The organism is Methylophilus sp. Leaf416 (genome assembly GCF_001424665.1).
In the GTDB taxonomy this organism is placed as follows: domain Bacteria; phylum Pseudomonadota; class Gammaproteobacteria; order Burkholderiales; family Methylophilaceae; genus Methylophilus.
This window is the reverse complement of sequence record NZ_LMQS01000001.1, coordinates 576134-602714: the sequence shown is the minus strand read 5'-3', so window position 1 is coordinate 602714 and position 26581 is coordinate 576134. Positions and strand designations below refer to the sequence as shown.

The 26581-nt window shown below is 49.0% G+C and carries 28 protein-coding genes; 10 read left to right on the top strand and 18 right to left on the bottom strand.

Annotated elements, in window-relative coordinates:
* The first annotated feature begins 7 nt into the window (after nt 1-7).
* From ASG34_RS02885 to kdsB, 7 genes are all read left to right on the top strand, one after another.
* Complete coding sequence (locus ASG34_RS02885) at nt 8-2416, top strand: DNA internalization-related competence protein ComEC/Rec2 (RefSeq protein ID WP_055826247.1); 2409 nt, start codon at nt 8-10, stop codon at nt 2414-2416.
* Nucleotides 2417-2500: 84 nt separating this feature from the next.
* Entirely contained in the window at nt 2501-3106 is a 606-nt protein-coding gene (locus tag ASG34_RS02880; RefSeq protein WP_055826245.1) for a MotA/TolQ/ExbB proton channel family protein, read from the top strand.
* 36 nt (nt 3107-3142) lie between these two features.
* Nucleotides 3143-3571, top strand: a complete 429-nt coding sequence (locus ASG34_RS02875; RefSeq protein WP_055826243.1) for an ExbD/TolR family protein — start codon at nt 3143-3145, stop codon at nt 3569-3571.
* 86 nt (nt 3572-3657) lie between these two features.
* On the top strand, nt 3658-5412 hold the full coding sequence (gene msbA, locus ASG34_RS02870) for a lipid A export permease/ATP-binding protein MsbA (RefSeq protein WP_055826241.1): 1755 nt from the start codon (nt 3658-3660) through the stop codon (nt 5410-5412).
* A complete protein-coding gene (lpxK, locus tag ASG34_RS02865) occupies nt 5412-6425 on the top strand; it encodes a tetraacyldisaccharide 4'-kinase (protein WP_055826239.1) in 1014 nt (337 codons plus the stop codon). Before msbA ends, lpxK begins: the two co-directional genes overlap by 1 nt.
* Before the next feature lies 1 nt (nt 6426).
* A complete protein-coding gene (locus tag ASG34_RS02860) occupies nt 6427-6609 on the top strand; it encodes a Trm112 family protein (protein WP_055826237.1) in 183 nt (60 codons plus the stop codon).
* A 9-nt stretch (nt 6610-6618) separates the two neighbouring features.
* Nucleotides 6619-7362 (top strand): 3-deoxy-manno-octulosonate cytidylyltransferase, encoded by a 744-nt coding sequence (gene kdsB, locus ASG34_RS02855; protein WP_055826234.1) that lies wholly within the window; start codon nt 6619-6621, stop codon nt 7360-7362.
* Between the two features lie 84 nt (nt 7363-7446).
* Here the strand turns inward: kdsB and ASG34_RS02850 are convergent, their stop codons facing one another.
* From ASG34_RS02850 to ASG34_RS02815, 8 genes are all read right to left on the bottom strand, one after another.
* Nucleotides 7447-7938 carry an FxDxF family PEP-CTERM protein gene (locus tag ASG34_RS02850; protein WP_229007724.1) on the bottom strand — a complete coding sequence of 164 codons (492 nt, stop codon included), beginning with the start codon at nt 7936-7938 and terminating at the stop codon, nt 7447-7449.
* A gap of 132 nt (nt 7939-8070) precedes the next feature.
* The gene (locus ASG34_RS02845; RefSeq protein WP_055826230.1) at nt 8071-8415 is read right to left on the bottom strand and encodes a DMT family protein; all 345 of its coding nucleotides are present in this window, start codon (nt 8413-8415) and stop codon (nt 8071-8073) included.
* A gap of 69 nt (nt 8416-8484) precedes the next feature.
* Nucleotides 8485-8823 carry a P-II family nitrogen regulator gene (locus ASG34_RS02840; RefSeq protein WP_055826229.1) on the bottom strand — a complete coding sequence of 113 codons (339 nt, stop codon included), beginning with the start codon at nt 8821-8823 and terminating at the stop codon, nt 8485-8487.
* 97 nt (nt 8824-8920) lie between these two features.
* Complete coding sequence (locus ASG34_RS02835) at nt 8921-10522, bottom strand: NAD+ synthase (RefSeq protein WP_055826226.1); 1602 nt, start codon at nt 10520-10522, stop codon at nt 8921-8923.
* 11 nt (nt 10523-10533) lie between these two features.
* Nucleotides 10534-11439: an ankyrin repeat domain-containing protein gene (locus ASG34_RS02830; protein WP_082504804.1), complete on the bottom strand. Its 906-nt coding sequence runs from the start codon at nt 11437-11439 to the stop codon at nt 10534-10536.
* A 165-nt stretch (nt 11440-11604) separates the two neighbouring features.
* Entirely contained in the window at nt 11605-12486 is an 882-nt protein-coding gene (gene sucD, locus ASG34_RS02825) for a succinate--CoA ligase subunit alpha (RefSeq protein ID WP_055826224.1), read from the bottom strand.
* 2 nt (nt 12487-12488) lie between these two features.
* On the bottom strand, nt 12489-13658 hold the full coding sequence (gene sucC / locus ASG34_RS02820; RefSeq protein ID WP_055826223.1) for an ADP-forming succinate--CoA ligase subunit beta: 1170 nt from the start codon (nt 13656-13658) through the stop codon (nt 12489-12491).
* Nucleotides 13659-13793: 135 nt separating this feature from the next.
* Complete coding sequence (locus tag ASG34_RS02815) at nt 13794-14564, bottom strand: hypothetical protein (RefSeq protein WP_055826221.1); 771 nt, start codon at nt 14562-14564, stop codon at nt 13794-13796.
* A 163-nt stretch (nt 14565-14727) separates the two neighbouring features.
* On the opposite strand from ASG34_RS02815, the gene serB reads away from it, so the two are divergent.
* Together serB and chrA are read left to right on the top strand one after the other, a co-directional pair.
* Nucleotides 14728-15567, top strand: coding sequence for a phosphoserine phosphatase SerB (gene serB / locus ASG34_RS02810; RefSeq protein ID WP_055826218.1), 840 nt, complete (start codon nt 14728-14730; stop codon nt 15565-15567).
* Nucleotides 15568-15632: 65 nt separating this feature from the next.
* Nucleotides 15633-16979 (top strand): chromate efflux transporter, encoded by a 1347-nt coding sequence (chrA, locus tag ASG34_RS02805; RefSeq protein ID WP_055826216.1) that lies wholly within the window; start codon nt 15633-15635, stop codon nt 16977-16979.
* Between the two features lie 29 nt (nt 16980-17008).
* Here chrA and ASG34_RS02800 read toward each other — a convergent pair whose 3' ends face one another.
* From ASG34_RS02800 to ASG34_RS02785, 4 genes are all read right to left on the bottom strand, one after another.
* Nucleotides 17009-17752, bottom strand: a complete 744-nt coding sequence (locus ASG34_RS02800; RefSeq protein WP_235559641.1) for an EAL domain-containing protein — start codon at nt 17750-17752, stop codon at nt 17009-17011.
* A gap of 283 nt (nt 17753-18035) precedes the next feature.
* On the bottom strand, nt 18036-18842 hold the full coding sequence (locus ASG34_RS02795) for a ferritin-like domain-containing protein (RefSeq protein ID WP_055826212.1): 807 nt from the start codon (nt 18840-18842) through the stop codon (nt 18036-18038).
* Nucleotides 18793-20238 (bottom strand): sensor histidine kinase, encoded by a 1446-nt coding sequence (locus ASG34_RS02790; RefSeq protein WP_235559640.1) that lies wholly within the window; start codon nt 20236-20238, stop codon nt 18793-18795. Before ASG34_RS02790 ends, ASG34_RS02795 begins: the two co-directional genes overlap by 50 nt.
* Nucleotides 20235-20912, bottom strand: coding sequence for a response regulator (locus ASG34_RS02785; RefSeq protein WP_055826210.1), 678 nt, complete (start codon nt 20910-20912; stop codon nt 20235-20237). Before ASG34_RS02785 ends, ASG34_RS02790 begins: the two co-directional genes overlap by 4 nt.
* Nucleotides 20913-21085: 173 nt before the next feature.
* Here ASG34_RS02785 and ASG34_RS02780 point away from each other — a divergent pair, with 173 nt between their 5' ends.
* Nucleotides 21086-21274: a hypothetical protein gene (locus ASG34_RS02780; RefSeq protein WP_235559639.1), complete on the top strand. Its 189-nt coding sequence runs from the start codon at nt 21086-21088 to the stop codon at nt 21272-21274.
* Nucleotides 21275-21398: 124 nt separating this feature from the next.
* Here ASG34_RS02780 and ASG34_RS02775 read toward each other — a convergent pair whose 3' ends face one another.
* From ASG34_RS02775 to ASG34_RS02750, 6 genes are all read right to left on the bottom strand, one after another.
* Nucleotides 21399-22274, bottom strand: a complete 876-nt coding sequence (locus ASG34_RS02775; protein WP_055826205.1) for an SMP-30/gluconolactonase/LRE family protein — start codon at nt 22272-22274, stop codon at nt 21399-21401.
* Between the two features lie 8 nt (nt 22275-22282).
* Nucleotides 22283-22864 (bottom strand): hypothetical protein, encoded by a 582-nt coding sequence (locus ASG34_RS02770; RefSeq protein WP_055826204.1) that lies wholly within the window; start codon nt 22862-22864, stop codon nt 22283-22285.
* Between the two features lie 80 nt (nt 22865-22944).
* On the bottom strand, nt 22945-24186 hold the full coding sequence (locus ASG34_RS02765; RefSeq protein WP_055826201.1) for a PQQ-dependent sugar dehydrogenase: 1242 nt from the start codon (nt 24184-24186) through the stop codon (nt 22945-22947).
* Between the two features lie 28 nt (nt 24187-24214).
* A complete protein-coding gene (locus ASG34_RS02760; protein WP_200934423.1) occupies nt 24215-25504 on the bottom strand; it encodes an NAD(P)/FAD-dependent oxidoreductase in 1290 nt (429 codons plus the stop codon).
* A 5-nt stretch (nt 25505-25509) separates the two neighbouring features.
* A complete protein-coding gene (locus ASG34_RS02755) occupies nt 25510-25884 on the bottom strand; it encodes a c-type cytochrome (RefSeq protein WP_055826197.1) in 375 nt (124 codons plus the stop codon).
* Nucleotides 25885-26082: 198 nt separating this feature from the next.
* The gene (locus ASG34_RS02750; RefSeq protein WP_055827301.1) at nt 26083-26568 is read right to left on the bottom strand and encodes an ankyrin repeat domain-containing protein; all 486 of its coding nucleotides are present in this window, start codon (nt 26566-26568) and stop codon (nt 26083-26085) included.
* Nucleotides 26569-26581 lie beyond the last annotated feature (13 nt).

Sequence of the window (26581 nt, the reverse complement as noted above, 5' to 3'; positions counted from 1 at the left end):
GCATACCATGCTGCCGGGCGCCACAGTCGGGTTGTTGTTTGGTGTGTGGCTGTTTCAGCAACAACCGCATCTGTGGTCAGTTAGTGCATGGCTGGGCTGGCTGGCAGCCTTAATCCTCATCGGGTGCTTAGCCTATGGCAATCAGGTGATAGCCGCTCGGCATATTCCTTATCAACATACCTTCCGTAAACTATTCATTATTGTATTGATTGCTGCACTCGGGTTTGCCTGGGCGCAGTTGCTTGCATGGGACCGCCTGCAAACGCAACTACCCTCAGACTGCGAGCAACAGGTCATTGCTGTACAAGGCGTGATTGTCAGTGTGCCTGAACGTGATGCCCGCGGGCAACATGTGGATTTTGCTGTTGAGCGCAGTTTCACGGCAGATTGCCCCATGCCTAAACGGGTAAGGTTGCATCTCTATCATCAATCCTATCGTGGCGAGTCAGCTAAAGCATCTCCTGTATTACCGATCTTGCAGGCAGGAGAGCGCTGGCAATGGAGTGTCAGGCTAAAGCGCCCGCATGCCACTAGAAACCCGCATGGCTTTGATTATGCGGCGTGGTGCCTGTCTAATAACATCGGCGCTAGTGGGGCCATTGTGAGCAAAACACCTATGCTCCGATTGCAAAGACTAGTGTGGAAACCATCGGCACTTATTGCTCATTGGCGTGCTGCTGTCGGTAATCGCATTGAAAAAGTGTTGGGAACGACCCCGCAAAGCGCTGTATTGCGGGCGTTAGTGATCGGCGATGATAGCCAGATTGCTCGGGCAGACTGGCAGCTGTTTGTGGATACTGGCATCAATCATCTCATCAGCATTTCAGGGCTACATATCACCATGCTGGCGTCTATGGGATATCTGCTTACTGGCTGGGCCTGGCGATTGCGCCCACGCCTTGCTTTGCGAATACCGTCAAGGCTGGCGGCAGGGGTCGGTGGTGCGCTGGTGGCGATTGCCTATTCTGCACTGGCCGGCTTTTCAATCCCCACCGAACGTACATTATTGATGCTGCTGACCATGATCGTCATGCTTAGCCTCAAGCAGCGATTGCCTTTTTCATGGGTATTGAGTGCCGCGGTGTGGGTGGTGTTAGTGGTGGATCCCTGGGCGGTAATGGCACCCGGATTTTGGCTATCATTTGGCGCGGTGACTATTCTGGCTTTTGCCATGAGTGGCCGTTTGCGGCCCGCGCGCTGGTGGCAAAGTGCATTGCAAACCCAGTGGGTGATCACGCTGGCGTTTGTGCCGGTACTTATTTTACTTTTTAATCAGCTTTCGCTGATTTCACCACTGGCGAATGGTTTGGCCATTCCCATTGTGAGCCTGGCTATCGTGCCGCTTGCCATCGATGGCGCTATACTGCCGCTCGACTTTTTGTTACACCTGTCCGCTACTCTGTGGGAATGGTGCGCACATGGATTGCACTGGTTACGCCAACTGCCGGGCGCGGTCTGCTATTTATCCACGCCACCGATCTGGGCCTGGCTGCTGGCGATGGCAGGCATGCTGGTCTGGTTAATGCCGCGTGGCTGGCCGTTGCGCTGGGCCGGGCTATTGTTGTGGCTTCCACTCTTATTACCTACGCAAGTCGCATTGCAGCCTGGTCAAATGCGGGTAACGGTGCTGGATGTCGGGCAGGGACTCAGTGTGCTGGTGCAAACCGCTCACCATACTATGCTGTATGACGCCGGGCCTGCTTATAATGAAGAAAGCGATGCCGGTCAGCGCATCGTACTTCCTTATTTACGCCATTTGGGGGTGAGTCATCTGGATGCAGTAGTCATTTCTCACGATGATAATGATCATTCTGGCGGTATGGCTTCAGTGCTGGCAGGCGTATCGGTCGATAATTTTCTAAGCTCGCTAACGCCGGCGTCTGATTTTTTCAAACAAATTCAAACCTTACCGAATCCGCCAGTTTTGCGGCCGCAACCGTGTTATCAGGGTCAGCAATGGCAGTGGGATAATATTAGTTTCCGCATGCTGTCACCCGAAAAAAACACCGATACAGATTTAAAAGATAATGATAAAAGTTGCGTGCTTCAAGTCCAATCACCTCATGGTAGCTTGCTGCTGACGGGGGATATCGAGAAGGAAGCCGAACGCCGCTTACTGGCATCCGAACCGGATCAGTTAGCGACAACCGTGATGACCATGCCTCATCATGGCAGTAAAACTTCTTCCACCATCGGCTTTGTTAATGCGACCAAACCTGCGATTGCCATCGCCACTGTCGGTTACCTTAACCGCTTCGGTCATCCCAAACCGGAGGTGATTTCACGTTATCAAGCAATCGAGACAACAGTATTGCGATCAGACAACGATGGCGCCATCTTGATTGATTTCTTATCAGGCGAGGCGCCAGTAGTCAAACGATGGCGGCAAATAGAACCGCATTACTGGGAATTGTAACGGCGCAGATACTGGACAAAACTTGCCCTTAAGGCTGGTTAACGCTAAAGTAGCGGAAGTTTAAAAACAACTGGAGTGTTTGCTGTGTGGGAAATCATTTTAGCGGCCGGATGGCCAATCTGGCCTCTGGTTATTGCTTCAGTCATTGCACTGGCGATTATTGTGGAGCGTTCCTGGGCCTTGCGCGCATCGGTCGTCACTCCTGATCAATTATTGCCTGAAGTACAAAACTGGCTTAAGCAAGGTGGCATCACCCGTGAAACCTTAAGCCGCCTGGAAGCCCACTCCCTGTTAGGAAAAGTGTTCGCCAGCGCACTTGCCAATATCGGTAACTCCCGTGAAATCACAAAAGAAGCGATTGAAGAAACCGGCCGTGCCGTCGCACACAAGCTGGAACAGTATTTGCCAACCCTGGGCACAATCGCTACTGTCGCCCCATTGCTCGGCTTGCTGGGTACTGTGATTGGTATGGTAGAACTGTTTGGTTCGTTTACCAACAGCGGTCACGATGTGGCCCAGTTCGCACGCGGTATTTCAGTGGCACTGTACAACACCGCCGCTGGTATTGTGGTCGCTGTGCCAGCCATGATTGCCTACCGCTATTTCCGCAGTAAAGTAGACGGTTTCCTGGTGGATATGGAGCAGCAAGCCATCAAGCTGGTTGAAATTATTCATGGCGATCGCAATTAAGCTGATCACAGTCAAGATACAAGGCTAAGGCAATTTATGAATTTCAAGCGTGGTGTCCGCGACGAAGAGTTGGAAATTAACTTTATTCCACTGATTGATGTGTTGCTGGTGATTATTATCTTCCTGATCGTCAGTGCCACCTTTTCACGTACCAGTGAACTGCAAATCAATTTACCTACCGCGGACGCCAGTTCGCCGCAGGAAAAACCATTGACGATTACGGTTGAAGTCGATGCCAGTGGCCGTTACCTGGTAAACGGTAAAGAGGCGAATGGTGCGGTAGTCGCGGATTTGTCGAACGCATTAACCCAAGCAGCTGCCAGTGGCCCGGCCGGTAAAGAGCCAACCATCATTATTAACGCGGATGCAAAAGCCACGCATCAGTCGGTCATTAATATTATGGAAGCCTCGCGCATGGCGAATTACACCCATATTACCTTTGCAACACAGGTAAACTCGCATTGATGTGTGAGTTGCAGCTTGCTGTGATTGCCTGCAAACAAGCCCGTCAACTTTGGCGGGCTATTTGTTTATAGTATCCGAGAATTTGCATGTCCCGTAGACAGAAATCTGAGCAGAATAAAATCATTAATCCCGGCCAGTTATACCGCCGGTTGATTGCTTATGCCTGGCAATTTAAATTCCATTTCTTGGTCTCCATGGTGGCCACCGCTGTCCTCTCTACTAGTAACACCGCATTTCTGGCATTGATTAAAAAAATCACTGACGATGGGTTTGTGAAAGAGTCTGCACAGGAAATGCTGCTATTGCCATTAATGCTGTTTGGCCTGATGGCTATTCGCGCCTTGGCAGGGTTCTTTTCATCGTATAGCTTGCGTATTGTTGCGCGGCGCGTAGTTGAGATATTACGCAACCAGGTGTTTTCCAAGTTATTGATGCTGCCTGTCAGTTTCTTTGATGCCAATTCCAACGGATTGTTGGTTTCAAAACTCACTTACGACATTGAACGTCTCTCCAACGTAGTTACCCGTTCGGCGTTGAATGTTTTACGCGACGTGCTGACAGTCATCGGGCTGGTCGCTTACATGCTCTACCTGGACTGGAAGCTGACGCTGGTGTTTGCTGCGGTGGCGCCATTGATGGGTATGTATCTCGCGCGCTCAACGCCAAAATTACGTGCCAATGCTAAAAAAGTCCAGGAAGCGGTGGGGGAAATCACCAAAACGGCTGAAGAAGCGATTTCAGCCCAGCGTATCGTCAAGATTTTTGGCGCGCAAACATTCGAGAATGAGCGATTTGCCAATGTAGTCGCAAAAAATCGCACACTGGAATTACGCACTGCCAGAATCTCCGGCCTGAATAGCTTTGTGATTGAAATTTTGTCCGCAGTCGCTTTAGGCCTGGTGGTTTACTACGCGTTGGGTCAGTTCACAGTGGGTGAATTTGCCGCTTTTGTTGGGGCCTTACTGATGCTGATTGCCCCCATCAAACATATTACTGCCGCAAATGAAGATGTACAGGTTGGCCTGGCAGCTGCGCAAAGCGTATTCGAGCTGATGGACCTGGATAACGAGCGTGAAAGTGGCGACTACCGCATTGCGCATGCGCGGGGAGAGCTAAGCTTTAAGGACGTGACTGTGCGTTACCCCCAGGCCAAGAAAAGTGCATTAAACCAGCTTAGTTTTGATGTGCGGGCCGGTGAGAAAGTAGCGCTGGTTGGCCGTTCCGGCAGTGGCAAAACAACATTGGTCAACCTGTTGCCGCGTTTTTACGAAGTGCAAGAGGGAACAGTATCGCTTGATGGTGTGAATGTGCGCGATTACCAGTTGAATAGTCTGCGTGCCCAGTTTTCACTGGTAAGCCAGGATATCGTATTATTTAACGACACCATTTTTAACAACATCGCCTACGGTGCGTTGCGTAACGCCAGCGAAGAAGAAGTGATCTCAGCAGCCAAAGCTGCCAACGCCTGGGAATTCATCGAGCACATGCCGCTTGGCTTGCAAAGTGAAATAGGCGATAGAGGCGTGCGTTTATCTGGCGGTCAACGACAACGCATTGCCATTGCGCGGGCTATCCTTAAAAATGCGCCTATACTATTGCTGGATGAGGCAACCTCTGCACTGGATAGCGAGTCTGAGTTGCATGTGCAAAATGCGCTGGATAGATTGATGCAGAACCGGACGACTATTGTGATTGCGCACCGGCTGAGCACTGTTGAAAATGCTGACCGGATTTTCGTAATGGATCACGGAAAAATTATTGAAACCGGTTCACATCAAGAGCTGCTGGCGCTGAACGGATACTACAACAAGCTCTATCACAAAGAGTTTAAAGACGATTAATGTGGCGCAGATGGTTTGAACAGCAGTGGCAATATAAAGGCTGGGCGCAATGCCTGCTGTTGCCATTAACCTGGCTGTTCGCAAGCCTGGCCGCCTTGCGCAGAGCGCTATATCGAGCTGGATTGTTTTCCAGCAGCAAGCTGCCGGTTCCCGTTATTGTGGTGGGCAATATTTCAGTAGGTGGCGTAGGCAAAACTCCACTGGTCATTTATCTCGCCAATGCTTTACGGGCAGCTGGCTACCATCCGGGTATTTTGAGTCGCGGATATGGGGGACAGCACACTGGCAAAGTCACCCCAACCAGTATGCCTGCTGAATATGGTGATGAGCCGGTGCTGATCGCACATCGGACTGCGTGCCCGGTGTGGGTGCACCCGCTACGTGCAGAAAGTGGCCGGGCTTTATTACAGGCGTATCCGCAAACAGATGTCCTAATTTGTGATGATGGCCTTCAGCATTATGATTTGCAGCGGGATATTGAAATTGCAGTTGTGCAGCGTCCGCATGGCCTGGGTAATGGTCGTTTATTACCTGCTGGACCATTGCGCGAATCCCTGAGCCGCCTGCAAAAAGTTGATGTCATCGTTGAGACCGGGCAATTACCAATCGTCCCCCTCGAACAACCTTGTTTTCAACAATCTTTGCAAGCCGGTGAGTGGACGGCTGTTTCTGATTTTTCAAGTCCAATCTCAGCGCAGGCATTGAAACAGAAACCGTTGTTAGCTATAGCAGGAATAGGACATCCGCACAGGTTTTTCGACTCACTGATTGCAATGGGGCTGGTATTTGAGACGAGAGTTTTTGCCGACCATTATGCATATACCAGACAAGATTTTCAGGATGCGGCAGGCAAAACCCTACTGATGACCGAGAAAGATGCCGTAAAATGTCGACATCTTGATTTAAACAATGCCTGGTTTCTACCAGTGACTGCCGAACTGACACCAATAGGACATCAGCAAACCTTGGCAGGCTGCGTATTGGGCCTGCTAAAAAACGCGAAGGAAATTTAAAATGAATCCCAAATTACTGGAAATTCTGGTCTGTCCGGTCACCAAAGGGCCGCTGGTATACGACAAACAAAAACAGGAATTAATCTCCAGGTCGGCCCGCCTGGCCTATCCGGTGCGTGATGGCATTCCGGTCATGCTGGAAGACGAAGCCCGCCGTTTGGAAGAACACGAATACACAGAGTAGGGCAGACGCATGTTTAAAGTGGTAATTCCTGCCCGTTTTGCCAGTAGCCGCCTGCCGGGTAAGCCTTTGCTGGATATTGCCGGCAAACCTATGGTAATCCAGGTAGCTATCCAGGCTAATAAAAGCCAGGCAGGCGAAGTGGTGATTGCAACTGACCACACTCCCATTACACAGGTGGCCGAACAGTTTGGATTTGCCTCAGTGATGACACGTGAAGATCATCTTTCAGGCACTGACCGGATTGCCGAGGTCGTCCAAAAAATGGGCTGGCCCGATGAGACGATTGTGGTGAATGTACAAGGCGATGAGCCGCTAATAGATCCGATATTGATCAATGAGGTCGCACAGGCTTTGGCCAAAGATACGCAAGCAGTCATGGCAACGGCTTGCCATCCCATTCATGACGGCGCAGCTTTTGAGAATCCCAATATCGTCAAAGTGGTGTTAAATGTTCACAACCAGGCGCTGTACTTCAGTCGCGCGCCTATTCCTTATCCACGTGATTCAGAATTCCGGGAGCAGTTAATCGCCCATAGGCACATTGGTATCTATGCCTATCGCGTTGGTTTTCTTAAGCAATATGCCAGTTTACCAGCCACTGCCCTTGAAAAGATTGAGAGTCTGGAACAGTTGCGCGTGTTATACCATGGTTACCAGGTGGCTGTGACAGTGACTGAGAACGCACCGGCCAGTGGCGTGGATACCGCCGCCGATTTAGAAGCGGTACGACAGATTTTTGCCATGCAATCATAGGCATGCTAAAACGTTATTCAGTTTTGCGAGCAATAAAAAAAGCCTCATTAATTGAGGCTTTTTATTTAAGACTAAAGCTAAAAACTAGCGGTTTTTCTGGCGGCGCAGTGCAATGGTACCCATCAGGCCCAGGCCTACCAGCATCATGCCATAAGTTTCTGGCTCCGGTACCGGAATGGTGACTGGCGAAATAGTGTAGCTACCGTTGTAGTGACCACCTGCAATCAGGTTGAATTGCAATGTGTAAGTACCAGCAGCCAGATTTGAGAAGCTGAATGTGTATCTTGTCAGGTCAAAATCGTGCAAAGGGAAAATGATAGGAGAGTATGTAAAAGTATCATCCGCATCGCTAATCAGAGTTAAACCGTTATAGAAACCTGAGTTATGCTCATTAATCAATCTGAAGCTAGGATCCAATACGCCTGACAGGTCAAAACTACCATCCAGATAAGAAATACTGATTTTGGTGGTTTTTGAATTGCTTGTACCTGGCTGGTCATAGCCACTAAATGTAGTGGTGGTAGCAAAAACGGAAGTACTGGCTAACAACAACGCTGCGGCAAGTAATTTTTTCATGATATTTTTTCCCTGATTAAGATTGGTTATTTGGATTTGTTAATGTGGCAATCATAAGGATGCGGACTATTAAATGAAATAGCCCGTTAGGGTCAATGAGCATGTAGAACGCTGGTAAGCCGCTGGCGAAAGTCAATGGCGGAAAATAAAGTATACCGCGCCCATTATGCACAAGCCTGCCCAAAGGTAGTCCCACTTCAGCGGCTGTTGCATATAGAAAATGGCAAACGGTACAAAGATCACCAGTGTAATCACTTCCTGCAGGATTTTAAGTTGCGCCAGGTTTAATTGTGTGAATCCTATGCGATTGGCCGGTACCTGGAACAGGTACTCAATCAGGGCGATACCCCAGCTAATCAGGGCGGCGATGATCCAGGGTTTGCTATTCAGGTTTTTGAGATGGCCATACCAGGCAAACAGCATAAACAGGTTGGAAATGCTAAGCAGTACAATGGTTTTAAGGAGGGTAAAACTCATTGGTTTTCCTGTAGGAAGTAAGAATGGCAACTTCAGGTCAAAGTTGCCATGGGAATAAAGTAATTTGGCTTAAATAGCGGCTTCGCCTGTTTCACCGGTTCTGATACGAATCACTTGCTCTACCGAAGTTACAAAAATTTTGCCATCACCGATCTTGCCGGTGTGCGCAGCCTTAATAATCGCTTCGATCGCGTTATCCAGCATGTTTTCTGCCAGGACAACTTCTACTTTGATTTTTGGCAGAAAGTCCACCACATATTCCGCACCACGGTAAAGCTCGGTATGGCCTTTCTGACGTCCAAATCCTTTGACTTCTGTGACGGTTAGTCCGTTGACACCAATTTCTGATAAGGCCTCGCGCACTTCGTCTAGTTTGAATGGTTTGATGACGGCTTCTAGTTTTTTCATAAGTGCTCCGTGATTAATTTTTAAAACATTCTACGCAACCGCTGCTTTTAATTCAAATGCCATGGTTACTGAATGACTGAGTAATTAATTTGTAAAACTAAAATGATAAGTTGCAGGTGATCGGGTAACGTCGGTCTTTGCCGAATCCACGCTCAGTGATACGGACCCCCACTGCAGCCTGCCTGCGTTTATATTCGTTTCTGTCTATCAGGCGGGTCACTCTTTCGACATCTGCCCTTGCATAGCCTTGTTGGATAATATCTTCAATGCTGAGGTCTTTCTCGGCATAAGCTTCCATAATCGCATCCAGTATTTCATAGGCCGGCAAACTATCCTGGTCGGTTTGGTCAGCACGTAATTCGGCACTTGGGGGACGTGTGATAATTCTCTCTGGAATGACTTGGCCGAGACTATTGCGGTAGCGGGCGAGTTTATAAACTAGCGTTTTAGGCACATCCTTGATTAACGCAAAACCACCCGCCATGTCACCATACAGGGTGCTGTAACCAACTGCTGTTTCTGATTTGTTGCCGGTGGTAATCACCATATTACCGAATTTATTACTGATCGCCATCAGCAACATGCCTCGGATACGCGCCTGCAAGTTTTCTTCAGTGGTATCAAATGCCTTACCAGTAAACTCTTCAGCCAGCGCCTGACAAAAGCCATTGAATAAAGGTTTGATCGGCAACACACTATATTCCACATCCAGCAGTCTGGCCATTTCTGCGGCATCGTCAATGCTGATATCTGCAGTGAATTCCGAAGGCATCATCACTGCTTTCACACGTTCCTTACCCAATGCATCGACCGCGATTGCCAGTGTCAGCGCAGAGTCAATGCCACCCGATAAACCCAGCACCACACCAGGGAAACGGTTTTTATTGACGTAATCTTTTAAGCCTAATTGCAAAGCTTGATAAACCGTCGCTTCTAATGGCGGATGCGTCTCAAGTGTCGTAGCAACCGGTTGGTTGTTTTCCAGTAACACATAGCTCAGCTTATCTTCAAACATCGGTAATTCTTGCATGAGCTCGCCCTGATTGTTCATAGCGAATGAGCCACCATCAAACACCAGTTCATCCTGCCCCCCCACCATATTCGCGTAAATAATCGGCAGGCCGGTTTCGCGGATACGGTCTCGCAAAACCTGGTAGCGAGTGAGCTGCTTGTGCATGTGATAGGGGGATGCATTAATCACCAGCAAGACTTGCGCATCTGCCTGCAAGGATTGCAGTGCGGGCGCCGGTTCCCAGATATCTGCACAGATTAAAATGCCATAACGCGTGCCTTGCCATTCAAACACCACTGGTAGCTCGCCCGCTTCAAAATAACGTTCTTCATCAAACACATTGTAATTGGGCAGGTGATGCTTATGGTAAGTAGCCTGAATACGTTTTGAATGGATCACGGAAGCTGCATTGTAGCGGTTGCCAGCAATTTCCTGAGGGTGACCAATCACCACTGCCATATCGCTTGGCAACTGCTGTTCCAGCCAATGCAATGCGCGTTGATTCGCCTCGTAAAAATCCTGCCTGAATAATAAATCTTCCGGCGGATATCCGCACAGTGACAGTTCAGGGGTCAGCAGCAGCCGCGCGCCTTCGGCATAGGCCAGGCTGGCGCGTTCCAGTATATGTTCAGCATTCTGTTGCATGGCGCCAACCATGCTATTCATTTGGGCTATGGCGAGTTTCATGCAGCGGACATTCAGTATTTGCCACCTGCGGCTTTAATCAGTTCGACCATGGCCGGGTTTTGCGCTTTTAAAGCATAGACATAAGCAGTCAGGCCATACTGGTCGCGTGTTTTGACATTGGCACCGTGTTTAAGGAGCAAGTCCGCCATGTCTGGTGAATTATTGCTGACGGCCAAATGTAGTAGCGGTGTGCCTTCGCTATCCTGATGATCAATATCCGCCTTGCGCTCCAGCAGAGCTTTGGCGACATCCTTCTGGTCTTTTTTTACCGCCCAGGTCAACGCTGTCCATTCGTGTTCATCTTCTTCATCAATTTTCGCACCTTGTTCGAGCAAGGAGATCACGGCAGGCGTAAAGCCTTCGCGGGCTGCAATCATTAGCGCAGTAGTGCCGAGCTTATCTTTCAGGTTAGGATCAGCGCCGTTTTTAAGAATCGCAGTGATAGTAGGCACGCTGCCACTTTTAGCTGCATACATCAGCACTGTTTTGCCATCACTGGCGCGCACATTGGCATCAAAACCTTTCGCGATGATCATGCCGACCAGATCACTGTAGCCTGAAGTCGCCGCCAGGCCAAGCGCACTCCAGCCATCCGGATCACGGACTTTTACATCAGCGCCTTTATCCAGCAATACTTTCACGGCATCAATATTGTTTTTCTTGGCGGCAAACATCAGCGCAGTCCAGCCACCCTGGTCTTTGGCATTGATGCTGGCACCACTTTCCAATAAGACACGTATGACTTCTGCCTGGTTTTTACGCGCGGCATACATGATAGGTGTTATTTTTTCTGCATCGGTGACATTGGGATTAGCGCCGCTTTTGAGCAACGCTTTTACCGTTGCGACATCTCCTTTGGAGGATGCAATCAGCAGATAGGAAATGTTTGCGCTGGCGTCTACCGGCGGCGCATCCATGGCTGATTTATCGACTATGGTCGCTTCGTCGGGGCTGGTTTTACTCTTTTTTTTGCTTGCAGCTTCAGCGGTCAAGGACAAGCCTAGCAACAGTACGGTGCCACACAACAACAAGCTGGTCCAATAAGTCGTCCGCGCAATACGCTTCATGCTATCTCCAAACAATTATTTTGCAGCACGTTGAATCGCCGCCAATACCGCTTCACCCAGGCCTGCAGGTGAATCAGCTACCACGCAGCCCGCGGCTTCCAACGCTGTGATTTTGTCTTCAGCACGGCCAGAACCGCCGGAGATAATGGCACCTGCATGGCCCATACGTTTACCTTTAGGGGCAGTCAACCCGGCAATATAAGCCGCCACTGGTTTGGTCACATGGTGTTTGATAAAGTCAGCCGCGGCCTCTTCATCGCTACCACCAATTTCCCCCACCATGATAATCGCTTCGGTTTCCGGGTCATTCTGGAAGAGTGCCAGGCAATCAATAAAGTTCAGGCCTTTGATCGGGTCGCCACCAATGCCGACACAGGTCGTCTGACCTAATCCAAGCGCAGAGGTTTGATGTACGGCTTCATAAGTCAATGTGCCAGACCTGGAAACCACGCCAACCTTGCCGCGTTGATGGATGCTGCCCGGCATAATGCCGATTTTGCATTCATCCGGCGTAATCACGCCAGGGCAATTGGGGCCAATCAGTCGGGTGCCGTTAGCAAGCAAGGCTGCTTTCACATTCAGCATATCCAGCACCGGAATACCCTCAGTGATACACACAATCAGTGCTATGCCGGCATCAGCAGCCTCAAGGATAGAGTCAGCGGCAAATGGCGGTGGTACATAAATCACGCTGGCATTGGCCTGGGTTTCTTTGACCGCTTCGCGCATGGTGTTAAACACCGGCAGGTTTAAATGAAGCTGGCCACCTTTGCCCGGCGTCACGCCACCGACCATTTGAGTGCCGTAAGCCAAGGCTTGTTCAGAATGGAATGTGCCCTGTTTACCGGTAAAGCCCTGGCACAATACTTTGGTATTTTTATCAACTAAAATTGCCATGACTACACACCTTCACTTACTGCTTTAACTGCTTGTTTTGCCCCATCGGTCAGGCCTTCTGCCGAAATAATATTCAGGCCGCTTTCGCGCAACATTTGTTTACCCAGCTCCACATTGGTGCCTTCCAGTCGAACGACAACCGGAATAGTCATGCCTACTTCTTTCACAGCAGTGATAATGCCGGTCGCAATGATGTCGCAGCGCATAATGCCGCCGAAAATATTCACCAGGATGGCTTTTACGTTCTGGTCTGCCAGGATAATTTTGAATGCCTTGGTCACGGTTTCCGCCGTGGCACCGCCGCCGACATCCAGGAAGTTAGCCGGCATGCCGCCATGTAGCTTGATCAGGTCCATGGTTGCCATCGCCAGGCCGGCGCCATTCACCATACAGCCGATGTTCCCATTCAGTGCAATGTAATTCAGTCCGCTGTGATGCGCTTCAGCTTCCTTGGCATCATCCTGTGACCAGTCGCGAATTTCCGCAAACGGTTTCTGGCGATAGAGCGCGTTATCATCAACGGTCATCTTGCAATCGAGCGCGACCAGTTTTCCTTCAGTGGTCACCACCAGTGGGTTGATTTCCAGCAGGGATAAATCGTTATCCTTGAATAATTTGTACAGGCCTTTGGCCAGTTTGGTGAAAGCCGCAATCTGGTCACCACTTAAGCCTAAGCCAAACGCTAGGTTACGCGCCTGGTAGTCGACCAGGCCATTCAGCGGGTCACAGATTTCCTGCAGAATTTTGTCTGGCTGCGTAGCTGCGATTTCTTCAATATCCATACCGCCTGCACTGGAAGCGACCATGACCACACGTTCCAGGCTGCGGTCTACCAGCATTGAAAGATACAGTTCTCGCGCAATCGGCAATGTCTGCTCCACCAGCACCTGATGTACAGGCTGGCCATCAGGTGCATTCTGGTAGGTGACGAGGTGTTTGCCGAGCAGGCCACCAGCCATTGTTTGCGCTTCCAGGGCCGATTTCACGACCTTTACGCCACCAGCTTTACCACGGCCACCGGCATGTACCTGGGCTTTCACCACCCAGGCTTCACCACCCAGTTCTTTGGTGGCGGCTGCAGCAGCTTCTTCGGATTGGACAACCAGGCCGGCGGGAGTGACCAAACCATACTTTTGCAGTAATTGTTTAGCCTGATATTCGTGCAGATTCATGAAAATAAACTGTTTTTATGATTAAGCTGTTATTTTCGCGCAAATACCCACTCAAAGCTAGGCTGCAAACAAAAAAACCGCACCCAAGTGCGGTTTTCTGGCTAAAGTGCGGTATTGGCTATACGAACTTATTGCTTAGAGGTCTTCAGCCCAGGCATTGCCGTAAACTTTTCCATTGCGCGAAAGTATCAGCATCTGATACATGCTGATAATCCACATATAGCTGGAAGCCAAGCTATAGCCCATGCCGCCGATAATGGTTAACCATGCAAAATGGGGCGACCATTTGGTCAGCCACCATGACATCACATCGGCAATCAAAAAGGCGAAAGGAAAGCCGATAGCAATCACTTTGGCGGTTTTTGGCACATTGACAGCGAAGCTGAAAATAAGGCCAATGAAAAAGAAGATAAAGCTGATACCAAATAAGTGGATATGCGACACGCGGGTCAAGCCACTAATAGTCGCGCCTTCATTCACTTCAGCGCGCGCTTTGACTTCTTCATATTTGGTAAAGTCAGGAATGCCGGGAATATTGCTGTGGCACATGACACAGTGCTGGGCAAAAATCTGTTTATAGTGTGATTCCCACTGGTCTTGTGGAGCGCCTTGCTGCGCCCACTTGATAATGTCCTGACGCACTTCCAGCGGCGCTTTGTCTGACATCGAACCATTCAGTTTGCTTGCCAGTTTAGTGCCGCTACGGTCACCGTAATAGCTGTATACAATGTCGTTTACAGATAAACCAAATTTACCGTCAGCCATGCCGTGTGTCAGCATGATTTGCAAACCGGCCATACACAAGCCCACGCCAACCACCAGCAAATAACCTACGAACAAAGCTTTAAGCGGCAATGGCAGGTTAGGCAGGTTAAGCCACGGTAATGTTTGAGACGCTTGTTTCATTACTTTCCCCAGGTGAGATGTTGAATACTAAGTTTCAAATTTTTTGGCAAGCATACCATCGGCGGAGCGAATCCTAAAACAGAAATATGCCTGAACAATACAAAATCAGGCATTGTGGCTTCCGCTGGTATAATTCAGCCTTTAAATTCGAATTGATTTCATCATGCGTTTAGTGGTTCAAGGGCCTGCCATCAGCATGGCGCATCTCACGCACATTCATGGCCTGGTTGGTGGCTATAACCAGTTTGCACAAGTCGCTCAGCATGCATATTACCTGCCGGTTGCCGAAGGCGATTATGTGGAGGTGAAAGCATTTTGTGCCAGCCAGCAAATTGATTGTGCATTGGTTGAAGACGCGCATCGTCTGGCAAAATTTGGTCTGTGCGTCATGGATATGGATTCCACCCTGATTTCGATCGAATGCATAGATGAAATTGCAGACATGATGAATATCAAACCGCAAGTGGCCGAGATCACCGAAGCAGCCATGCGTGGTGAACTCGATTTCTCCGCCAGTTTGCGCAAGCGTGTTGCACTCCTCAAAGGTTTGCCGGAAACAGCACTGCAACAAGTAATAGATGAACGATTACGTTTTAATCCCGGCGTTCCGCAGTGGATAGATACCTGTAAACAGCACGGCATTAAAACCATGGTGGTATCGGGTGGTTTTACTGTGTTTGCGCATTATGTGCAACAAACGCTAGGGCTGGATTACGCCGTTTCCAACACTCTCGAAATCGTTGATGGCAAATTGACTGGTCAAGTGCTGGGCGATATTGTCGATGCCCAGCGCAAAGCCGACGAGCTGGTCAAACTGCGTGACCAGCTTGGCTTAACCGCCCAACAGACAATTGCGATTGGTGATGGTGCCAATGATCTGAAAATGATGTCAGTGTCTGAAGTTGGGGTGGCCTATCATGCCAAGCCTGTGGTACAGCAACAGGCCAAGTATGCATTAAATATAGTCGGCCTTGATGGTGTGGCAAACCTGTTAACGATGTAGTCCCACATCGGTAATTGTCATATCGGACGTGTATGTTGGTAGCATAACCTTGTTGAGAAGGCGTCATGAGCGTGTCCACAGAAACAGATTCTCCGCCACAGGCGGTCTCGTTAACCGAAGCCAGCCTCTACTGGTTTAAGTTGGGATGTATCAGCTTCGGCGGCCCAGCCGGTCAGATTGCACTGATGCACCATGACCTGGTTGAACAGAAACGCTGGATATCAGAAAGCCGCTTTTTACATGCACTGAATTACTGCATGCTATTGCCTGGCCCTGAAGCGCAGCAACTGGCGACTTATATCGGCTGGCTGATGCACCGTACGGCAGGTGGCCTGATTGCCGGTATCCTTTTCTTTCTGCCATCATTTTTTATGCTAGTCGCTTTAGCATGGGTGTATATGGCTTATGGCTCAATCCCCACCGTGGCAGGTATTTTTCATGGTATCAAACCGGCGGTGATCGCCATTGTTTTATTTGCTGCTTACCGCATAGGTAGCAAAACCCTCAAAAATCCATTGCTGTGGAGCATTGCCATCCTGGCATTTATCGGTATTTTTTTCTTTAAGCTGCCGTTTCCGCTGATTGTATTGTTTGCCGCCCTGGCTGGTGTGGCCGGTGGTTATTACTTTCCTCATTATTTCCAACAGATAAGCGGGCATGCTGTAACCCATCAAGCCCATTCTCCGGCATTGATTGATGACGCTACTCCAACGCCGCTCCATGCGATATTCAGCTGGCAACGTTTCCGGCATGTGATCTTATGTGCTATTTTTCTGTGGGTAACAGTGATGCTGATACTGGTTGGTCTGTATGGCTGGCAAGGCGATTTTACGCAGATGGGCTGGTTTTTTACCAAGGCAGCGCTGCTCACTTTTGGTGGCGCTTATGCGGTATTGCCTTATGTTTATCAAGGGGCTGTTGAGCACTACCAGTGGTTAACGGCAGGCCAGATGATGGATGCACTGGCACTCGGTGAAACGACGCCCGGCCCACTGATTATGGTCGTGACATTTGTTGCTTATGTCAGTGGCTGGAACAACGAAATACTGGGTGCGGGACATGCCGGTTTATCAGGCATTGTGGCAGCAACCATTGTGACTTTTTTTACTTTTTTACCTAGCCTGGTTTTTATTTTCCTAGGCGGACCTTTGATTGAAACCACGCATGGTAACCTCAAGTTTACCGCACCTTTGAGCGGTGTGACTGCCGCCGTGGTGGGCGTTATTTTTAATCTGGCTTTATTTTTTGCATGGCATATCTTCTGGCCGCAGGGTATGGCAAACGGTATCGATTGGTTTTCAATTGTGCTCAGCTTACTGGCGCTGATTGCGGTGCTCAAATATCGCGTAAATGTGGCGATTGTGATTTTAGTGAGCGGGTTGGTGGGTGCGGTGGCGCAATGGTTAATTTAATGTGAATCAATAGGCTAAAGTGTGCCGAATCAACCGAGATTAAAACATTCCTCAGGAATCGCAGGCAAGTTCTCGAAAAGTGGTCGGGCGAAATAATAGCCCTGGTATAGATTGACGCCAAAATCCACCATGACTGACAATTCACCGCCCGTTTCTATACCTTCGGAAATCACGGTGATATTCAAGCCATGACATACATCCAAAATACTTTTCACAATCAATTGTTTGGTTTTGTTTTTATCAATATCGCGGATCAGATTCATATCCAGCTTGATAATGTCCGGTTGCCACTCCGCTAACAGGTTGAGACCTGAGTAACCTGCGCCAAAATCATCAATCGCTGTCAGAAACTGGTGCTTCTTGTATTCAGTAAAAATATTCTTCAAATGTGCGTGGTCAGTAATTTTTTCTGCTTCTGTCACTTCAAACATAATACGTTTTTTATCAAAACCCAATTCATCACACACTTTTAAAGTCGCCTGAATACAGTTTTCAGGGTTATAGACTGCGTTAGGCAAAAAGTTGATAGAGAGTATCTGGTCAAATTGAAGTTTATTGGCGAGTCTGATGGATCGTGACCTGATGATCTGGTCGAAGCTGTGCACTTTTGATCCATTCACCTGATCAAGGATGAAAGAAGCGGGTTCATTGTTGAGGCCACGCACCAGCGATTCGTAACCCCACACGTTCTTTTCTTGAAATGCCACAATCGGCTGAAAAGCCATTGAGAAATCAATTCCCAGATCTTGTGGATTACACTTGCCGCAATTCATTTCAATTGGTTCCTTTTGCATTATAAGTAACTAAAACAGACCTGAAATCTTGTGCAGGCTAAATAGAAGCCTATTTTAATGATTTCACTCATATTGCGATTGTTTAAATAAAAGATAGTTCTTACGTCAGTTTAGGCTTTCTAGTTTTAAAAAAAGTATGTTTTGGATATAAATATTACCGAAAACGGTACTTTGTTGAGACTAGGGTTTGCAAATAACCGTGTAATTACAGATATTAAGATAGTTGTCAGGTGGCAAAATAAATAAAGGGGGATACCAGTTTTTAAACAAATTCCCCGTTTAAATAGGCTAATTCCTGATCGGTAAATCCGGCCTGTTTGCGTGCTTGCATATTAAATGGCGGTTTTAATTTGGGGGCCTGGAATTGAGCACACAGTTCTTCAAACGTTGCGATTGAGTCAAGACCACGTTGATCACACAAAAAGTGGAACCAGCGATTACCAATGGCGACATGGCCTATTTCATCACGCAGAATAATATCGAGGATAGCCGCTGCCGCATGGTCACCGGCTTGTGCCAGCTTTTGTTTTAACGGCGGGCTTGCATCCAGGCCACGTGCTTCCAGGGTTCGCGGCACCAATGCCATGCGGGCCAGCACATCGGATTGTGTTTTTTCGACCATTTCCCACAAGCTGTTGTGACCATCAAAATCACCGTAATCAAACCCAAGATTTTGCAGGTGTTTCCGCAGTAAGGTGAAGTGATAAGCCTCTTCTTTCGCCACTTGCAACCAGTCTCTGTAATACTCTGCTGGCATGTCTGCAAACCGCCAGACGGCATCTAAGGCGAGATTGATAGCATTGAATTCGATATGCGCGAGTGCGTGAATCAGGGCAGCACGCCCTTCAACCGTATTCATGGCGCGGCGTTTAAGCTCCCTGGGCGGGACTAACGCTGGGCGCTCAGGCCGGCCTGGAATAGGCGCATCACTATGTAATTTAAGCGAGGTATTTAGGTGCAAATTTCCTGTATTCAAGTCATCCCACAGCAAATGCACTCGTGTGCATTTTAGTCGCGGGTCACTGAGCGTGAGTATTTGCAGGGCGAGTGTTCTGAGGCAGGGCATCATAGCAGCCGAATTTTACCGTGAATTGGCTACCGGTGTCGTGTGTCACCGGATGCTCTAATCCAGGGCTGACATTAATCGTGGCGTTATGATGCTCGGCTACTTCGGCCACAATCGCCAAGCCAAGACCACAACCGTTGCCCTGATTGGGGTTGAGCCGGTAAAAGCGCTCGAATATGCGAGCAGCCTGTTCTGGGGGAATGCCCACCCCGTTATCTGTGACCTGCAAAAACACATCGCTAGCGGTTTGCCATAGCCTGATTTTGATCAGCCCTTGTTCAGGCGTATACAGAATAGCGTTTTCCAATAGGTTGTTAAGCATCTCGGACAACATCAAGGCATCGCCCCAGACATGATCATGCTGGGTTTCAATCAACACTTCGAGCTCAAGCCCTTTGTCAGTTGCCGGGCCTATCCAGCGTGCGCATTCTTCGTAAATAATGCTGGTCAGCGATACTGTCTGGAATTTCAATTGAGTGGTTGCCGCATCTGTTCTGGCCATACTCAATAGCCGCTGTATCAGGTGCGATAGCCGCGTAGTACTGCGCAATATGAAATTAAGCGGTTCTTTCACTGACTCTGGCGGCTCACTGCGCAGGGCCAGTTCAGCCTGCGTTTGCAAGCCGGCAATGGGAGTGCGTAATTGATGTGAGGCATCCGCAATAAATTGCTGCTGTTGCTGTAGTCCGGATTTGACCCGTTCCAGCAAGGCGTTCATGGCTTGTACCAAAGGCTGAAGCTCGTGTGGCGTGGAGTCAGTATCTAGTGCACTTAAATCGCGGTAAGAACGTTCATGCAAAGCGTTTTTTAAATCTTGCATCGGTTTGAGTGCGAAAAAAATACCTAGCTCGATCACGATGGCGGCCAGTATCATCATCAGTACTTGCGGCAGCAACATTTCCTCCACCATCTCTGCCACCATCGCGTCCCGTTTGGCGGTGGTTTCCGCCATGCTAATCAGGATATTCCCTGCATTGGGCTCGGTGCTGACCGGTAACGCGAAAGTCACCACACGAATAGGTTCGCCCTTGTAGGTGCTGTTGTAATATATCTCCTGATTGCCTATCACCGGGTGTGTGGGTAACGGCAGGTGGGCTTCACCAAATACCAGCTTGCCTTCGGGGCCGGTAATGCGGATATAGATATGATCACCTTCGTTGTAGCTGAGTAAATGGCTGGCGATTTCCGGCAATTCGATTTTGACCTGGTTATGCTCATCGACGATCACTTCGTCGGAAAGTGCCAGCACCGTACGCAGCAACGCCTGGTCATAAGCCTGCGTTGCATAATGCAATGCGCGCGAGTAAGAGATAGCCGCAGAAATGCCCAGCACAAACAACATGGTGAGCAGCAACCATAAACGTAACTGGTTTTTGAGCGAGCGGGGTGGTGCCATCATGGGTTGATATGTTCAGCTTCCAGCATGTAACCCAGGCCACGAACGGTGCGGATGCGTGCACCACTTGGTTCGATCTTTTTGCGCAGGCGGTGGATATACACTTCAATCGCATTGTCACCGAGGGACTCGTCCCAGTTACAAAGCGATTCCATAATCTGTTCTTTAGCGATAATCTTACCCATGCGCATCATCAGGGTTTCCAGCAGATGCAGTTCACGGGCTGACAAGGTAATTGCCTGCTCGTTAATGCTAGCCAATTTGTTAGGAACATCCAGCTTCAGATTGCCGCATTGCAACGGTAAGTTATTACCTAGTTTACTGCGGCGTATGAGCGCCCGCACGCGCGCCTCGAGTTCTTCAAGGTGGAAAGGTTTGGTAAGGAAGTCATCAGCGCCCAGGTCCAGCGCCTGTACGCGCGTGGCGACATCCTCTCGCGCTGTGAGTATCAACACCGCTACCGGGTTTGCCTGCTGTCGTAAGTGCGACAATACCTGCGTGCCGTCCATCGTCGGCAATCCCAGGTCTAAAATCACCAAGTCATAAACACCATCCTGAATGGCACGTATGGCCTGTTTGCCATCTGCCACATGGTCCACTGCATATTCTGCCTGCGTCAGTACGCGCACCAGCCCGTTTGCAATGACCAAATCATCTTCAACAATTAATAAGCGCATTATGTCTGCCAATCAATATGAACGAGTGCAGTGTACTCCAAATTATCTGTCTTTTTGGTTTGTAAGTTGGCTGTAAGGGGAGGGGCGTATTGTGCAATGGTGACGACACGGAATACATATCACCGTGCGATGAAAAAATTTAAAAAGCGCCATTGGAACATATGTAAGGAGCGATGATGAGGAAGCGTTCTATCGTAATGCTAGGCTTGTTGATTTCGATTGCCTGTACTGCGAGAACCAACCCGACTCCTCAAGAACAAGTCGAGATGAACAAGCATCTCAGGTCTGCCAAACACGCTGGTGCGCAGCCAGTGGTTAACCCCCGAAAGGAGGTTGACAAAAAAACTGCGCAAAGCAAGTAACTGTGATGTTGCCAAAGCTAGCTGTATTCCCTGCGGTATAGCTGAGACAATTAGCGGTTTCGTGTGTATCCTCTCACTTAACCACGCGCAAGCGTGGTTTTTTTTGTCTGTCGATCTCGTTCAGTTACTTCAGACGGATGACATCCAGCGCGCCTGCTTTCATATCCGGTACCAGCAGATGATGATCATCCTGGCTGAGCGCGATATCTGCGGCAGACTGATAACCATCTTTAAGCAGCACAGCCTTGTTGTTATCGACACGGTAAACCTTGCCGTTTTTCCAGTCACTCACATAAACCGTACCGTTTGCCTGACGAACGATGCCATCAGCGCCGCCAGATCCACTGGCAATTTCCTGTAACTTACGGGCTGCCAGATCATAGTTGTAAAGAATACCGGAGGTAAAATCAACGATTAACAGGTGTTCGCCTTTGGCATCTGCCAGTAAGCCGTTAGGCGCCAGCACCCGCGGATCTGCTTTGCCATCAATCACCAGGCTGAGTTTGCGTTGCGGCGTAATTTTATAAACTGCACCGCCTTTGCCGGTGCCCATAATGTCGCCACTGTCGCTGACATATAGATTGCCGTTTGCATCTGCAGCCAAGTCATTCAAAAATTGCGGTACTTGAGGAAACTCAGTAGCAGCGATATACACCTCGGCCTTAGCTGGGGTTTGGTTGAGTGATACGCGCCATACTCTGCTTTTATCAGCCACAAACAGGTCAGTGCCGATGATGGTCAATCCTTTGGGATCATCCAGGCCTTGCACCAGCACGCTGGATTTTCCGTGATCAATGACGCGGATCTGGCCATCGCCATCTTTACCAAACTCGTTAATTTCGGATACATACAGTTTGCCATCTGCTGCCTGAATGACCGATTCAGGGGTAAGCAATCCGTTAACCGGATCCAGCCCATGTGCATGGCTATAGCTGCTTAAAGAAAAGAACGCTGCTGCGAATAAACTTGAGATAACGCGGTGACGATAGCAAGACAACATGGTTGCTCCTAAAAGAATAATTTTGGTTGGGTAATAGTGTTGATACTATCGCATAAAGCCTCAAAATTCTGTACAGACGCTTGCTCAACTGATTGTTTGAACACAGGATCTTTCTGTAACTGCTGAATCACCTGGTCGAATGCCTGCTGGTAAGATTTCTGGGCAAAGTTTTCAACATTGTAAGTGATCCAGCCTCGTGACTGGCCTTCGCCTTTGGCGGTCAATAGCGGTTTACCCAAGGCGCTGTCTGCGCTTGCTTTGGTATAAACACGTGCAGTGATCTGGCTATGAAATACGCCCATTTGCGGGTTATAAAACATATTCGGCTCAATAACAACCAGCGCCTGGCCATTCGCATCTGCTGTGCAACTTGAGGTGGTGTAATGCTGGGACTGAAAAGCAGATGCACTTACTTTATCAGCCGACTCTCCACGGTTATGCCAGTAATTGGCATAAGGGTGTAATAAACGTACCGGATGCTGGTAAAAAGTATCCGGTACCTGAATGACTAATGCCGGCGTAGTTGCAGCGTTAGCGACGCCGATCCAGCTTGCACAGATCAAGCCCACGGTCATTAAAATTTGCTTCATGCCTTGCTCCTGTTATATCAGCATTAAATGGCTGATTCACTATCCCAAATGGGGATCACACATAAGGATTGCAACTGGACTTAGTCATTGCGTACGCGATAAATCCAGCCAGTTTGATCATCACTGACATAAAGCCAGCCATCAGCGCCAACAATCACATCTACTGGTCTTCCCCACGACTGGTTACCTTGCAACCAGCCTTCAATGAATGGGACGGTGGCGACCGGTTGATGGTTCCTGAATTTTATACGGTACAAAGCATATCCACTTGACTGTCGGCGATTCCATGAACCATGCAAGGCGACAATCGCATCCTGTTGCATGTTTTCCGGCAAACGGCTCCGGTGCAAGAATGTTAATCCTATGGGTGTGCTATGTGCCGGCAGGGTAATGGCTGGTGCTTGTGTTTGTTTGCATACATCGGCTTCGCCGGTAAAGTTTGGATCTTGAAACATGTGCCCCTGATTTTTGATGTCTGCCCAGCAATAAGGCCAGCCGTAATTTTTGGCGGGTATGATCTGGTTCAAGTGCTCCGGAGGCAAGTCATCATTTGCGGGACCATTTTTAACACCACTGCGGTTATCAGCACCGTTATTGGTGGCAAACAGGTCGCCGGTTTCTGGGTGCCAGGCAAACCCTTGCGTGTTGCGCAGCCCTGTGGCCCAGATGGCGCCTTGCGCATGCCGGCCAACCGTTTGCAAAGCACCCGCCGGGCGACCATCCGCAGTGAATCTCAGCAACGTAGCACGCATGGCATTCTCTTCAGTGCATACATTGCAGCTGGAACCGACATTAATATAGATAAAACCATCGGAAGATACTTTTACCGTTTTTGAACTGTGTCCGCCGCCAGGCAGGTTGCGGATAAAAGGTTGGGGTGATGCCCAGCGATCACCTTGTTTGACCAGTTTCACTACTCCTGTCTGCTCGGCAATCAACAAATCTTCACCCAGGAGCGTTATGCCATGCGGCGCATCCAATCCCTGGGCAATGACTTCAACCTCTCCCTGCTGATTCAATCGAATGACGCGACCTTGATCTGTCAGGCTCACCAGCAAGCGACCCTGTTTGTCCAGGGCCAGCATGCGTGGCGATCCCCATTGACTTACATCACTGAAAAGTTCGATTTTCAGACCGTCTGCAACGCTTAATCTGGACAGCGCTGTTTGCACTTTTGGGTCTTGTTTCAGCGAAGCTGGGGCTGTGGTTTGCTTTTGAGCCGGGACTTCAGTTTGCGCTAAAGCAATAGTTTGAATGAAAACTACCGCGACGACACTGCATACGCCGAGTAAGCCTGTTAACAGACGTTTTGATAATTTCATTGCAGCGGCAGATTCAAGTGGACAGTCATTATGTCAATGTATCCGCCCAGATGTTTTGCACCCAGGCTTGAGCATAGTCACCTTCCTGGTCCGTGGCTTTCGTAGACACACCACCGCCTTCAGCGGACACCATGGATTTTTTGGCAGGATCATAACGGTAGACGTTTGCCACGTGCATTGCCTGTTTGTCGTCGACAAAGCTGTAGCAGGTGTTAGCAAATACCGGCAGCGGATTCGGCGGGATGCCTGACTGAATATCAACAATGGCGGCAGCGCAGATTTTGGCTTGCGAAGTCGCCATGTGCGCAGATTTTGGCAAACCCGCCGAAATACTGTCACCAATAATATGTACATCCGAATTTACATTTGAAGCATAGGTTGTAAAGTCTACTTCGCACCAGCGCTGATCAACATTGGCCAGCCCAGCAGTTTGAGCCACTTTGCCTGCCAGTTGTGGTGGAATCACATTCAGTACATCCGCTTTCACTGTCTCAAAGTCTGTCTTGATGGTTTTACTGGCGGTGTCTAATTGCAAAATGCCGCTGTTATTGTGGTATTCAATGATGCCCTGATAGGCGCCTTGAAAGCTCTGCAAAAACAGGCCTTTTTTAGAAGTGATATCGGCATTGGCATCCAGGATAATGACCTTGCTACCTGGCTTGTATTGTTTGAAATAATGCGCGACCTGGCAGGCACGCTCATAAGGCCCGGGCGGGCAACGGTAAGGGCCTGCCGGAATGGTCATCACGAATACGCCGCCATCCGGCATGCTTTCCAGTTGCTGGCGTAATTGCAATGTTTGTTTGCCCGCTTTCCAGGCATGTGGAATATCAGCAATCGGCGCAGGCATGCCAGGGATTCGGCTGTAATCAAAATCTACACCTGGCGCCAGTACCAGGCGGTCATAACGTAAACTCCCGCGTGACAGGGTCACCTGTTTGTTTGCGATATCTACCGCGGTGACCGCATCTTTAATCCATTGCAGGTTATGCTGCTTGCGTGCCAGCGCGTAAGAAAAACTTAAATCATCCAGCGTGCGGCTGCCGCCTAATACCAGGTTACTTTGCGGGCAGGAAATAAACTGTGGATTCGGTTCAACAATAGTCACCTTGATATTGCCCAGACTCCATTCGCGAAGATATTTGGCGGCTGTCAGCCCGGCAAAACCGGCACCTACGATCACTACATGCCCAAGAGGTGGTTTACTGGCACGCGCAAACGCAGGCATGCCATAAAAAGCCAGGCCTCCATAAATAACTGAGCGAACAAATTGTCTGCGGGATGACGTTTCAAGAGCTGAGGGGAGGTGTTTGTTCATACGCATTATTGTGCCCCCTGAAAAGACTGATGTGGTGCAACTGTGGGCGTGTGTCTTTGCTGGAGAGCAAAGTAATTTGCCAATGCGGTGATTTCTTCATCCTTCAAGCCCTTGGCATGATGATGCATCACGGTAGATGAAATTGAGCCGTTTTTGAAACCCTGCATGCGTTGGATAAAATAGTCTTTATTTAACGCCGCCAGGGTAGGCGTACCACCCAAACTGTTTCCTTGAGGGCCATGGCAAGCGGCACAAGAGGCGGCGAGTGTCGTTATCGCATGAGAAATATTTTGTGCATCATTGTCTTGAGCATAAAGGGACAGTGGCATTATCCACGTCACACTACAAGCCAGTGCAATACTCAGGTGCAATCTTTTCATCAATCCCCCAGGAGTCTGGTTTAGTTATTCTTGTTTTATATTATTCTAAGTCATCGCGGTGGTGTGCGTGACTCTGGTTACATTAGAGAATCCGCTTACTAAAAATTACATCGCTGGACTGCAGAGATTTCATGCAAAAAAAACGGCCATGCAAGCCATGACCGTTTTTTTGTTTTTAATGATGGTATTTACCATACATTAAAAGCATTTTTCTTCCTTACAGCCGTCATCTTTAGTGCCGAGCTCTGTGAGTAACGCAACCATTTTTTCATTGTGCTCTTCCCTGAAATAACGGATCAATGAAACATCACCTTTCAGTTTTTTATTCACATCAGCCCCTTGTGCGGCCAGATATCTCATTAATTTTTCGTCGCCAATAAAGGCAGCCATATGAAAAGCCGTATTGTTGCTGGCCGGGTGAACGTAATCTTTGTCAGCACCTTTTGAAATCAGGTATTTCACTACGTCCATTCGACCTTTAGAAGCCGCCATTTGCAAGGGTTCCCAAGCGAAAAACTTCTGGTTAACCAGGCTTGGGTCAGTTTCTACGTATTTCTTGACGACTTTAACATTGCCGCCGGTAAGCGCTTCAGTAAACTCCATATATTCTTCATCTGACAGCGCAAAAGCCTGCAGTGAAAAGGACAAGGCGAGTAAGGCCAGTAAACATTTAATCGATTTCATAATTTCTCCAAAC

What these genes read in the sequence shown, in the direction of transcription:
- ASG34_RS02770 (WP_055826204.1), bottom strand. Translation starts at nt 22,864, where the DNA reads ATGAAGCAAATTTTAATGACCGTGGGCTTGATCTGTGCAAGCTGGATC.
- ASG34_RS02750 (WP_055827301.1), bottom strand. Translation starts at nt 26,568, where the DNA reads ATGAAATCGATTAAATGTTTACTGGCCTTACTCGCCTTGTCCTTTTCA.
- ASG34_RS02815 (WP_055826221.1), bottom strand. Translation starts at nt 14,564, where the DNA reads ATGAAACAAGCGTCTCAAACATTACCGTGGCTTAACCTGCCTAACCTG.
- ASG34_RS02875 (WP_055826243.1), top strand. Translation starts at nt 3,143, where the DNA reads ATGAATTTCAAGCGTGGTGTCCGCGACGAAGAGTTGGAAATTAACTTT.
- ASG34_RS02850 (WP_229007724.1), bottom strand. Translation starts at nt 7,938, where the DNA reads ATGAAAAAATTACTTGCCGCAGCGTTGTTGTTAGCCAGTACTTCCGTT.
- sucD (WP_055826224.1), bottom strand. Translation starts at nt 12,486, where the DNA reads ATGGCAATTTTAGTTGATAAAAATACCAAAGTATTGTGCCAGGGCTTT.
- ASG34_RS02765 (WP_055826201.1), bottom strand. Translation starts at nt 24,186, where the DNA reads ATGAAATTATCAAAACGTCTGTTAACAGGCTTACTCGGCGTATGCAGT.
- ASG34_RS02760 (WP_200934423.1), bottom strand. Translation starts at nt 25,504, where the DNA reads ATGAACAAACACCTCCCCTCAGCTCTTGAAACGTCATCCCGCAGACAA.
- ASG34_RS02790 (WP_235559640.1), bottom strand. Translation starts at nt 20,238, where the DNA reads ATGATGGCACCACCCCGCTCGCTCAAAAACCAGTTACGTTTATGGTTG.
- ASG34_RS02780 (WP_235559639.1), top strand. Translation starts at nt 21,086, where the DNA reads ATGATGAGGAAGCGTTCTATCGTAATGCTAGGCTTGTTGATTTCGATT.
- ASG34_RS02885 (WP_055826247.1), top strand. Translation starts at nt 8, where the DNA reads ATGCTGCCGGGCGCCACAGTCGGGTTGTTGTTTGGTGTGTGGCTGTTT.
- ASG34_RS02860 (WP_055826237.1), top strand. Translation starts at nt 6,427, where the DNA reads ATGAATCCCAAATTACTGGAAATTCTGGTCTGTCCGGTCACCAAAGGG.
- ASG34_RS02835 (WP_055826226.1), bottom strand. Translation starts at nt 10,522, where the DNA reads ATGAAACTCGCCATAGCCCAAATGAATAGCATGGTTGGCGCCATGCAA.
- ASG34_RS02830 (WP_082504804.1), bottom strand. Translation starts at nt 11,439, where the DNA reads ATGGATGCGCCGCCGGTAGACGCCAGCGCAAACATTTCCTATCTGCTG.
- ASG34_RS02800 (WP_235559641.1), bottom strand. Translation starts at nt 17,752, where the DNA reads ATGAATTGCGGCAAGTGTAATCCACAAGATCTGGGAATTGATTTCTCA.
- ASG34_RS02795 (WP_055826212.1), bottom strand. Translation starts at nt 18,842, where the DNA reads ATGATGCCCTGCCTCAGAACACTCGCCCTGCAAATACTCACGCTCAGT.
- lpxK (WP_055826239.1), top strand. Translation starts at nt 5,412, where the DNA reads ATGTGGCGCAGATGGTTTGAACAGCAGTGGCAATATAAAGGCTGGGCG.
- ASG34_RS02845 (WP_055826230.1), bottom strand. Translation starts at nt 8,415, where the DNA reads ATGAGTTTTACCCTCCTTAAAACCATTGTACTGCTTAGCATTTCCAAC.
- ASG34_RS02775 (WP_055826205.1), bottom strand. Translation starts at nt 22,274, where the DNA reads ATGTTGTCTTGCTATCGTCACCGCGTTATCTCAAGTTTATTCGCAGCA.
- sucC (WP_055826223.1), bottom strand. Translation starts at nt 13,658, where the DNA reads ATGAATCTGCACGAATATCAGGCTAAACAATTACTGCAAAAGTATGGT.
- ASG34_RS02840 (WP_055826229.1), bottom strand. Translation starts at nt 8,823, where the DNA reads ATGAAAAAACTAGAAGCCGTCATCAAACCATTCAAACTAGACGAAGTG.
- kdsB (WP_055826234.1), top strand. Translation starts at nt 6,619, where the DNA reads ATGTTTAAAGTGGTAATTCCTGCCCGTTTTGCCAGTAGCCGCCTGCCG.
- chrA (WP_055826216.1), top strand. Translation starts at nt 15,633, where the DNA reads ATGAGCGTGTCCACAGAAACAGATTCTCCGCCACAGGCGGTCTCGTTA.
- serB (WP_055826218.1), top strand. Translation starts at nt 14,728, where the DNA reads ATGCGTTTAGTGGTTCAAGGGCCTGCCATCAGCATGGCGCATCTCACG.
- ASG34_RS02755 (WP_055826197.1), bottom strand. Translation starts at nt 25,884, where the DNA reads ATGAAAAGATTGCACCTGAGTATTGCACTGGCTTGTAGTGTGACGTGG.
- ASG34_RS02785 (WP_055826210.1), bottom strand. Translation starts at nt 20,912, where the DNA reads ATGCGCTTATTAATTGTTGAAGATGATTTGGTCATTGCAAACGGGCTG.
- msbA (WP_055826241.1), top strand. Translation starts at nt 3,658, where the DNA reads ATGTCCCGTAGACAGAAATCTGAGCAGAATAAAATCATTAATCCCGGC.